Annotated in this window: 13 protein-coding genes and 2 pseudogenes; 10 read left to right on the forward strand and 5 right to left on the reverse strand. The window is 39.4% G+C overall.

Annotated features, from left to right (window positions below; all coding sequences use genetic code 11):
- Nucleotides 1-110: 110 nt before the first annotated feature.
- Nucleotides 111-179, forward strand: a pseudogene (locus C7B62_RS27265) (hypothetical protein); the annotation flags it as partial.
- 85 nt (nt 180-264) lie between these two features.
- Here C7B62_RS27265 and C7B62_RS22090 read toward each other — a convergent pair.
- Nucleotides 265-1,164, reverse strand: coding sequence for a transposase family protein (locus C7B62_RS22090; RefSeq protein ID WP_106242451.1), 900 nt, complete (start codon nt 1,162-1,164; stop codon nt 265-267).
- 122 nt (nt 1,165-1,286) lie between these two features.
- Between C7B62_RS22090 and C7B62_RS22095 the strand changes: the two genes are divergently transcribed.
- The 8 genes from C7B62_RS22095 (at nt 1,287) to C7B62_RS22130 (ending at nt 5,969) form a co-directional block, all read left to right on the forward strand.
- Nucleotides 1,287-1,751 carry a hypothetical protein gene (locus C7B62_RS22095; protein WP_106242455.1) on the forward strand — a complete coding sequence of 155 codons (465 nt, stop codon included), beginning with the start codon at nt 1,287-1,289 and terminating at the stop codon, nt 1,749-1,751.
- An 18-nt stretch (nt 1,752-1,769) separates the two neighbouring features.
- Nucleotides 1,770-2,570, forward strand: coding sequence for a DUF5895 domain-containing protein (locus C7B62_RS22100; RefSeq protein ID WP_106242459.1), 801 nt, complete (start codon nt 1,770-1,772; stop codon nt 2,568-2,570).
- Nucleotides 2,571-2,669: 99 nt separating this feature from the next.
- Nucleotides 2,670-3,104, forward strand: a complete 435-nt coding sequence (locus C7B62_RS22105; RefSeq protein WP_106242463.1) for a hypothetical protein — start codon at nt 2,670-2,672, stop codon at nt 3,102-3,104.
- 12 nt (nt 3,105-3,116) lie between these two features.
- Complete coding sequence (locus C7B62_RS22110) at nt 3,117-3,419, forward strand: hypothetical protein (protein ID WP_106242466.1); 303 nt, start codon at nt 3,117-3,119, stop codon at nt 3,417-3,419.
- Nucleotides 3,420-3,500: 81 nt separating this feature from the next.
- Nucleotides 3,501-3,917, forward strand: a complete 417-nt coding sequence (locus C7B62_RS22115; RefSeq protein WP_106242470.1) for a hypothetical protein — start codon at nt 3,501-3,503, stop codon at nt 3,915-3,917.
- Nucleotides 3,918-3,927: 10 nt separating this feature from the next.
- The gene (locus tag C7B62_RS22120; protein WP_106242474.1) at nt 3,928-4,404 is read left to right on the forward strand and encodes a hypothetical protein; all 477 of its coding nucleotides are present in this window, start codon (nt 3,928-3,930) and stop codon (nt 4,402-4,404) included.
- 11 nt (nt 4,405-4,415) lie between these two features.
- Entirely contained in the window at nt 4,416-5,330 is a 915-nt protein-coding gene (locus C7B62_RS22125) for a hypothetical protein (protein WP_106242477.1), read from the forward strand.
- 270 nt (nt 5,331-5,600) lie between these two features.
- The gene (locus tag C7B62_RS22130) at nt 5,601-5,969 is read left to right on the forward strand and encodes a hypothetical protein (protein ID WP_106242481.1); all 369 of its coding nucleotides are present in this window, start codon (nt 5,601-5,603) and stop codon (nt 5,967-5,969) included.
- Nucleotides 5,970-6,059: 90 nt separating this feature from the next.
- Here the strand turns inward: C7B62_RS22130 and C7B62_RS22135 are convergent, their stop codons facing one another.
- The 4 genes from C7B62_RS22135 to C7B62_RS22150 all read right to left on the reverse strand — a co-directional run bounded on the left by C7B62_RS22135 (nt 6,060) and on the right by C7B62_RS22150 (nt 8,065).
- Nucleotides 6,060-6,614, reverse strand: a complete 555-nt coding sequence (locus tag C7B62_RS22135; protein ID WP_146132174.1) for a hypothetical protein — start codon at nt 6,612-6,614, stop codon at nt 6,060-6,062.
- A gap of 249 nt (nt 6,615-6,863) precedes the next feature.
- On the reverse strand, nt 6,864-7,328 hold the full coding sequence (locus C7B62_RS22140; RefSeq protein ID WP_106242488.1) for a hypothetical protein: 465 nt from the start codon (nt 7,326-7,328) through the stop codon (nt 6,864-6,866).
- 121 nt (nt 7,329-7,449) lie between these two features.
- Entirely contained in the window at nt 7,450-7,818 is a 369-nt protein-coding gene (locus tag C7B62_RS22145) for a type II toxin-antitoxin system PemK/MazF family toxin (RefSeq protein WP_106242492.1), read from the reverse strand.
- A complete protein-coding gene (locus C7B62_RS22150; protein WP_106242496.1) occupies nt 7,811-8,065 on the reverse strand; it encodes a ribbon-helix-helix domain-containing protein in 255 nt (84 codons plus the stop codon). The genes C7B62_RS22145 and C7B62_RS22150 overlap by 8 nt, the downstream gene beginning before the upstream one ends.
- Nucleotides 8,066-8,356: 291 nt before the next feature.
- Here C7B62_RS22150 and C7B62_RS22155 point away from each other — a divergent pair.
- Nucleotides 8,357-9,733: pseudogene (locus tag C7B62_RS22155) on the forward strand (transposase); the annotation flags it as partial.
- Nucleotides 9,734-9,808 lie beyond the last annotated feature (75 nt).

Raw genomic sequence — 9,808 nt, forward strand, 5'->3', positions numbered from 1 at the left:
CTCCCTTTTTATCAACGGGGTATGAGAGCTAAAAAGATTATCCTCTCATCCTTTTAAACTCATTGTCACCCCGTGAGGAATCATTACTTGTTTAGCACTACCAATTCTATAACCTATCGCTAACGCGAGATAATCGAGTATTAGTTAGATACGGCAGGATTGGCAGCAACGGTAAATAGAGTTGTTGCTTTATAAAAGGGTCAGAACTGTTGCAAAGTCTATCTTTCTTTATTCTTCGTCTCTAATCTATCTGCTCTATGTGGATTAAGCCGCTTCCAAATAAAAGTTCCATAGCCCCGTTGCCGTCAGCATGAGGCGGTCATCAAAATCAGACACACGATTCCTATAAATAGCTGTGACCGAGTTGTAACGCTTAATCCCAGCATGGGCATGTTCACATACTACCCGCTCAGCACTAAATGCCTTATTCTCCTGTTTCTGAGTCTCAGTGAGTTCTTTCCCTCTCGGCTTTTTATGAGGGAGATGGATGTTCACAAAATCATTGTGCAGACCCTGAAATCCTAAATCGCCTTGGATTTCAACCTCATCTGGAATGTTGTCTACAACGGTTTCTTCTCTGAGCTGACGGATATCGTGAATCTTCCCCGGCTTTGCTGGTGTCAGTAATATGACCCGCTTGTCTGGTGTTGTCCCGGTGATGTGTTTTCGGGTATGCCGTTTTTTCTTGCCTGAGTAATGCTCCTTCTGTTTGTCGTTATCTTGAGGGCGTTGAACAGCGCGTTCGGTGCCATCGAAGATGACTGTCTGGACTTCGGGAAACCGCGCTAAAAATATCTCAATACTCTCAATCTTACGTTCGGGCAACACCATCTTTTGGCTTAAAGCCGTTTCTAAAATCCCTTGAAGTCGATGCACCCAGCGATTACTCCGACCTCGGTCGAGGTCAAAGATGATGCTTAGAACATCGAAGGTCGGGTAGCACTTGAAGTAAAACAAGATGAAGAAAACTTTCGCTTGTGTGCTTTGCAATCGTGCTTTTCTTCCTCCGCCTCTGGCTCGTTTACGGGGTGCTGAATCCTTTTGAAGTGACTCTTCATAAACTGTGCCGAACACTATACACAACTCATCAAATGCTTTTCGATTCAGTCCTGTTAAGGCTCGAAGGATGCGATCATTATTCAACGCACGGGTGATGTTAAGCATCTTCTGACTATCCAACAGAACTTTTGAGCCATTATCTCTTAAAAAGCAACAGGTCTAAAATATAAATTACTAAGAGTTACAGACTTGAGCTGCGCTCCTGTTGATAAAACAGGAGCTTATTTATGGGTAAGTGGATTGACGAAATTGATAACCCTCAATATTGGTCAGAAGAACCAAAACACTGTATTAACTGTACTTGTTATATCAATTATCAAGACGGTACTGGCTGGTGTACAACGTTTGATCGCAAAACAAAAGATTATCATCCAATGACCAATGATTGTCGGCTCAACGGCGCAATTGTTTTAGTCGAAGATAAAGAGAACAATCCCCCAGCATCCGAATATCAACCAGGTAACAAGATCAAACTTATTGAGCCAGAAATTCATCATGCCCAGTGGCAAGAATATCAGGTTGAAGAAGTGCGCCAAAACGAAAATCTTTACCGAGATACCGATACTTATCTTTCTCAATCGCTGTGGTATTACCGCGTAAAAACCAAACACAGTCAGAGTATTTGGCTGGCAGAAAACGCTATCTGCTTGGCAGAACAATCAAATTTAATTTGTACAGAAGAAATATTCTAAAGCTTAACTACATTAACCATGACCAACTATCAAGACTTCGGTTTCAATGGCGAAGAATTTCGTGGCGAAATCGATACTCCCCCTTATTGCCAATTTCTCAACGCTAGCAATAGCGCCTTTGGACTAGCCATAACCCCTGCCAACGCAGAACTAGCTCAATTCAAGCCTACAGACGGCTGGTCAGCAGTTGACCATGAATTTGCCGATGGTACTCAAGAAACTCTGTGGGTAACAAAGCAGCCTCGGATGGTAGTCATCAACCGCTCTACAGCCATGATGAGCGATGGAGCAAAAACTGTCCCTTATGATAGAAAGCTCAAAGAGAAAGATTACAGCGCTTTTAGCTATGTAGTTGTGTGGCTATTAGACCAAAGCAATCAGCCCTTATCAACTCTACCTTTTCGCTTGAGGTGTTCTGGCTATGCTGGAACCACCTTGCTTAAGAATTACCAGTACTATAACAACCCCAATTCCTTTACCAAAAAATTCTTGGAAGTATATAAGTCTCTAACAGGCGATCGCTCAATAAATAAAAATGCGATATTCTACGCTCATGGAGTATATTGCCCAAACTTAGTTAGAGAAAGGGTAACTTCTTCCTATAACGGACAAAGCTCTTTTGCCGTTGTCGTAAATAGCTTTATCCAGCCTACGCCACAAAATTTTAGCTCATTGATTATCAAAAATGGTTCAAAAGTATCAAACCAAATTAAAGAGTATCAAGAAACTACTAAAAGCTGGCTCAAAGGAGAACAACTAAAAGAATCAGTAGAAGAAGCTAGGGATGAAGCCTTAAACTACGAAGCCATCGAGTTTTAGCTTTTAAGATGACTTTTCCACAGCAGGTCTGATTTATCTGGGATGCAACTTTTCCTTGGTTAAAACCAACCTAAATCAACTAATACAAGAAACTAAATTATGGATAACGAATTATACCTTAAGTGTCTCATGCTCTGTAGCGGACACTATCTTTGCGCTAACTATTCTGATAACTGGGAAAATCTATCGGAAAATGAACAACTAGAGTTTATTGGAGATAACTTATGGGAACCTATGGAAAATGAGTCTCCTGAATTAGTTCAATCTGCTATAGAATCTGCTGCGATTGCTACTTACCATTTCATTGAAGACTTAAACCACAAAGTACCAGAAAACAAAACTTCTATCTCTATTGACTGGCATATAGAGGATGTACAAGATATTGCTCAAGAAAAGTTCAATAAAAACCTTTCTGATGAAGATGCCTTTGAAGTTTTAGAGTTCGTTGAAGATAACCATGATGCCTGTGTTGGTATTAATTGGGATGTTATCTACTGTGCCATTGAAACACTAGAACAATCAAACTTTAAATAAGGAAAATAAATAATGACCCTTGAGCCTCAACAGCGGAGTCCTAAAGGACGACGCGAAGCTAGTGCTTTAGCATACACCTTCGGATATGGAATAAGCTCGGGAAACCCGAGCATTTCCTCCGCTCAAAACACCAAGAAATATACTTTCACCGTGGAAGTAAATATAGACGAACTTACTACAACCTATCTAGAAGCAATGGAAACAAATGAGCCTGACAGCTTGAAATCAATGATTGAGCATGAATGCCACTGGATAGAGGGAAGTGGGCTGTACGTGAGAGAAATTAAAGAAGTTATCGAAGTTTTGCCCTCCTAGAAAACCAAAGGGCCATGATTTCTGCTTGATGGAAATCGAGCGCGATCGCTAAACTAAGGAGATTGATTCAGATTTAATGATGTGACAACTCAGCTTAGTTTTCCTGACTATATCCTAGAAAATCGCGCACCCACTCTGCGTGAACTTTGCGATCGCCTCCCAGCAACAACAGCCTCAAAACCAGTTAGATACAGCAATCCATTTAAACGGAAAACTCGCTATCCATCTAACTGGTCTGAGGTGGCACACCACTATAAATCTCTAACAGGATACCGCTGCCAAGTGTGTCATCAGCAATGTCTGCATCCACATGATTCTAGAGCAGGGATGAGTAAATCTCAGATTGCCCAGCAAACCCTAAATGCACATCATGTAGATGGAGATACGTTTAATGATTCTCCAGAAAATATCTTTGTAGTCTGCTCTAGGCATCACTTAGATATCCATCGTGGAACAGGTGGAATCCCACCTAAAGGCCAACAAAACCTATTCAGGTAAAATAATAATTATGAATAATGAACTCTCGCCAATAAAAATAGAATATGAGCCAAGACTAGCTACTTTGGAACAGTACGAAATTCAAAGTCAAGCAGTTGATCTTGCTGGTCTTTGCGCCAGGATGCTAAAGCGAGAATTTGCTGTCGAGAAAGTCATACTATTTGGCTCCATGATTTATCCAGAAGATATAGTGTATGGACACAATATACCTAAAAAATTTATATCTGATATCGATCTTGCAATATTCGGCGGTTTGCCTGACCAAGAATTTTGGAATGGATATATTAAAGCTAGAAATGCCTGCAATGACATGGCTAGATATGCCCATAGATTTTTGAATTTACCATCATTTGAAGTTGATTTAGTACTGGCAAACACTATGGACGAAGATATGCTCGAACAAATTAATGATGGTATCGAACTATGTCTTGAAAATAGTAATAAGTCTATTTCTTTAGCTGATTTGAACGAGAAAATGTATGATTAGTGATTTGAGCAATGGCAAAAAAAAATCTAGGAACTAAGATCGATGCTGAGATCGAACAGCTAGACTATGTTTACAAACGAGTCAAAAAAAATGTAGCTGTGTTGAAGCGTTTAGATGGCTATACTTTTCCTCCAGAAATACAGAAAATAATTGAGCAAGAACAAATAAATTTCATAGACGTTGAGGAAACAATCGAGGACAAGATTGATTCAACTGCTTCAAATTTAGAGAAATACTATTCAGGTGTGGAAAGAATTTTTGAAAGCATCGCCAAAGAATTTGATAAGACTCAACCAGAAGGTGATGGATGGCATCAGCAACTACTCAAGCAAATGCTTAAAGCTATACCAGGCAAAAGGAACGCTGTAATCTCTGAACAAATATTTAAAGAGCTAGGAAAATTCAAAGATTTTCGTAATTTTGAAAAGCATAATTATTTGCGTTCAGTTAATCCAAAAATAGTTATAAATGCTGTTGAAACAAGTTTTATCGAACTTCATCAGCCATTAATGGCACAAATCAAGCAGTTTGCTAATACTCTACCTCAAGAAATGCAGGCTGGAAACGAGGTTACCTTTGAAGAAAAGCAGCAACAATCTTCTCAGGCAAATCGAAAAGAATATTTAACCTATAAAGCAAAAGTCGCCGCCAAAAATCAATCTGAGACAAGCGGTTACTTTGGCAATATTCTACAACAAGAAAAAACTGATATTGCGATCGCTAAACTAATCTTTCAAGAGTTGGCTAATAATCCAAACGAAGCAGAAATCAGAATCAAGCAGGTCATCAGCCAAAGCGATCGCACTCTAAAACTGAAAGAAAATCTAGACAAAGAACAAGTTGGAAAGTATCTAGACAAGATTCTGGCTCAGGCAAAATCTCTAAATAAACCAAGCGAAAGCAAAAAAAATACCCTAGAACAGTAACTACATTTTGAGGCGTTTCACGCCCGTTGGCAAAAAGATTATGGACATAAAACCTTTGATATGTTTGATGACGATATTTATCTTCAGGATCTTATTAACAAGAATCAAGTCAGTGAAACGTTTATGGAATTTCTAAATTAAGAAATCGATGAAGCTTTCTATGATAAATCAGAATTTTTCTGATTTATCAATGAGAGATAAAACGGAAATTGTGAGAAGTGCAATCATTAGTAAACTAAATATTTTAAATCTTGAGCAGATAATCATTAAGTGACCACTAAATATTTAATCGATATACCTAATTTAGACCCTTCAAAACCTTGGATTGTAATTAAAGAATGTGACACTAAAGATAAAGCTATTTCTTTCACTAAAAAAACTTGGGGTGCAGAAAACGGCTATCTATGTTTAATATCCCATGATGGCGAATACTTTAATATTGATGTGCCAAATTTAAATTACACTTCAACGAGTCGCACAGAGTACTCTTACTCAAAACGCGCCGTTCAAAACGCGACGTATAATAATCAATTCTTAACTGTAGAAGGTTTTTATCATAAAGCTGATGCTCTAAATTTTGCTCAAGAGAACTATCAAACAAATGACGATGGTTATGTAAGCTTAATTTCTAGAGTTTAAGGGCTGATTTTTGCGTACCGCAAATGAAAGTGAACAGCACATCACCCAAGAAATATAAGACTACCCCAATTTTTTTTGCGTTTAATAAATTTACCTAAATAATTTAAGTTGATTAACCTCATAAAAATCACCAAATTGTTCTAGTCTAAAATTTCCAAATAACGCTGCAACAAATGCCTGAGCTAAAGTTAAATCATTTAATTTAGCTATTTTTGGTAGAGTATTTACTTCTGGACATAGCTTCAAATGTCGCTCTACTGATTCGATCCAAACTTCGATATTCTCATCATGAGCTAGAGTAAAAATTTCTGACTCGATTAAATCTTCTGCCAGTTCGTCTAAAGCCTCCGTTGCTGATAAAAAATTAATTGACTTAGTTCCCTCACGCTGATAATCTGCTTTGGGCTGAGGCTGAAGGTATTTGGCTAGAAAAACTGTGCTAATGCTCCGCTGAGTAAGTGATGTCAGAAAATCACTGAAACTGCGATCTATTTTGGTATCTATTTCATCAACTTGCGATTGCTGTGATTTTTCTAGTAGAGCATTTGCCTTTTGAAGAATCTGCTCGCTGACAAAATAGATAAGTTCCCCAGAACGTCTAAGTTTTACCTCATCCCGAATGCAGGCAGATCGAATAGTGTCCACTTGTTTAATTAATTGAGCAAAAGAAGTATTTGACAAAACTACAAACTAGATAAGTCTTTAATCAAAATAGATTTTCTCACAGAATCTCTAGCAGATACGCATTTTTTTGCTTTGAATAGATGTTAGTTCCGCAATCATCTCCTGTCACAATGCCTATGCGATCGATTAAATCAACGCTTATTTTAGCTAGAATTAATTTTGAATGCTCGACGTGAAAAAATTAGGATGGTAGCAGTTCAAGTTTAGTGGTTAATTTTGCAGGCATTCTGGACAACTCTCTGGATTCAACCAGTAAATCAGTCCAAAACAATCTATTCCATACTCTGCTTCTAAATGAGATAGAAGCTTTTGAATGTAATCCTCAAGTTCTGGCTGTCTTAGTCCGCAGACGTGTTGAGGTAACATTTGATGAGATAGTTTATTCCCTTGATAAATCTTGAGGGCGATCGCATGAACATATTGATTTTCTTTGCCGTAAATTTCAAGTTCGGCGCGATAGGCTTCAGGCAATATTGGTTCTATTGTAGCAATGCCTTTTTGCTTTGCAGCATTTTGACGACGTTTGGCGTTTACCTTACCAGGATTTCTCAGGCGATTTCGCTTAATGCGACAATTATGCCCGACATAACATTCTGGATGCTTTTTTTTAGCCTGATCCTCTGTGCGATAATTCTTAGCACAGTAAAGACAGGTAGGATTAGGTTTTCTACCCATTAGTCAGATTTAAATCAGATTCAACAAGTCGATTGCATATGCGAAGCGGTATCCTTTAGGACAAGCTGCTTGCAAAGCAGCGTGCCTCGACTTTAAAATCGACACGTTCATTATTCCTAATTTACTTCAAAGATAAAACTATTTTTAGAGCAGTATCTACCTTTGCTAAATCCTTTTCACTCAAACTACCCCATTTGCGTGACAGACGAGATTTGGCGATCGCTCTAATTTGTTCGCACTTGATAATACTGTCTTGAGTCAAACCGTTACCATCCGTTGCTTTGACTAAATGATGACTGGGATAAATCTTTTTTTCTGGGGTAAATTTAGTAATTGGCACAACTACTACTATAGGGGAGCTGCGGTTAATTCCATCTCGACTAACTATTACTATATGCGAAGCGGTATCCTTTAGGATCGGTCGCCTCCCAGCTTGCTCTGAATCTTGAGTTGGATCTAAATCTGCCTGATAAATGTCTCCTCTAATCATCGTTGGAGGTCGCTACTTCGAGATCGCTTTGGGTAAACTCTAATTCAATCGCCAACGTCTCGGCTATATAATCTGAATCGCTTGCCATCATTGTAAACTCATTATCGATTAATTCTTCCTTCCTCAGTTCAACCCAATTTTGTAAAGCCTCAATTATAAGCTGATTACGGGTAGCAATTCCTCCGCTACCAACTAGAGCGTCAGCTTCAGCCACTAGAGCATCTGGAATAGTAATAGTAGTACGCATTGATGTTTAAAATGATGTAATTTTTGATATCAATAATTATAGCAAAATAGCCATGATTAAATCAATATACGCTTAAACCCTGTATCTTAATTGATTTCGGCTACTAGAACACCGATTCAGTAATCGAAAACCAGAACTGATTTACTGTTGAGCGATTTGAATACTATCTAAAAAACGGCACATAATTCGCGAGTTACAATCGCGAATTATTACTCTTATACACAATTTTGGGGAAGTGGGGAATGCAGAGCGGTAAAATAAGCTTTTTATCAACAGAAGCAGAATTCGCCCATGCGCCCAGAACCTTGGAATCCGCCGATTGAGTTGTCAAAGAAAGAGGCAAAAATCGTGAAACTTATTAAACGAGCCAAACTGTTTGTGTTTCTGCGAGAAATCCGCCACTTATTGTTTGATGAAGGTTTTCAAGAAGAACTATCCCAGATGTATGCAGAAGCGGAGAAAGGGCATCCTCCTGTTCCCCCAGCACAACTGGCATTGACGGTTATCCTACAAGCTTATACTAAAGCATCCGATGCCGAAGCCATAGAAGCTCTGACGATGGATAGGCGTTGGCAGTTAGTGTTGAATTGTCTTGATTGTGAACAAGCTCCCTTTTCTCAGGCGACACTGGTGAGATTTCGACAAGCTTTAATCATTCATCAACTTGACCGACGTTTGATTGAAAGAACCGTGGAATTAGCCCAAAAGACCAAAAAGTTCGGTTCACGACAATTGCGAGCTGCCCTGGATTCTTCTCCGTTGTGGGGAGCAGCGAAGGTGGAAGACACCTATAATTTATTGGGTCATGCTCTGAAAAAAGCGTTGAGCGTGATAGCTCGTCAACAGGGGCGGGAGTTGACAGCGATCGCTTGTGAGATGGAAGCTGACCTGGTAGCAGGGCCAAGTTTAAAAGCAGCATTAGACTTGAATTGGGAGAACCCCGATGAGCGGAATTTGGCTTTAGGGATGGTATTGGGCGTGTTATCGCAAGTGGAAACCCATTTAGAGCAGCAAGAGGATGCTAAGTCTCATCCCCTGGTTCTCTCTAGCCTGGAAACAGCGAGACAAATCAAGGCACAAGATGTGGAACTGGATGAGCTTGGAGAACTCAAACTACGAAAGGGAGTTGCTAAAAACCGACGGATTACCATTGAAGATGAAGAAATGCGTCATGGTCGTAAAAACCGTAGCAAAAGGTTTGATGGTTATAAGCGTCATATTCTCAAGGATTTAGATACAGGATTGGTGCGAGCCGTGGGTATCACCATGGCAAATGTAGCAGAGGCTTCTGTAACTGAAGCGATCGCTAATGATTTGGAGCATCAAAAAGCTCAGTTGAGCGAGTTACACATTGACCGAGCTTACTTGAGTAGCTCCTTGGTCAAGAATCGAGACTCACAGTTGACCATTTATTGTAAAGCTTGGCGGGTATCTAATGGTCAGAAATTTGCCAAATCTGCTTTTGTTTTAGATTGGGAATCGGGAAGGATTACTTGTCCTAATCAAGTCAGTTTACCTTTCCGCGAGGGAGGCAAAGTGCAGTTTCCCGCAGTAACTTGTGCCAATTGCCCTCTGAGACAAAAGTGTACCACCAGCAAGAAAGGGCGTAGTATTTCGATTCACAGAGATGAGAAATTCATTGCTGAACTACGATCTCGTCAATTAACTCACGGGGTGACAATGAGTTTAAAAGGATGAGAGGATAATCTTTTTAGCTCTCATACCCCGTTGATAAAAAGGGAG

Origin of the sequence: Pleurocapsa sp. CCALA 161, assembly GCF_003003995.1 — a bacterium.
Lineage (GTDB): Bacteria > Cyanobacteriota > Cyanobacteriia > Cyanobacteriales > Xenococcaceae > Waterburya.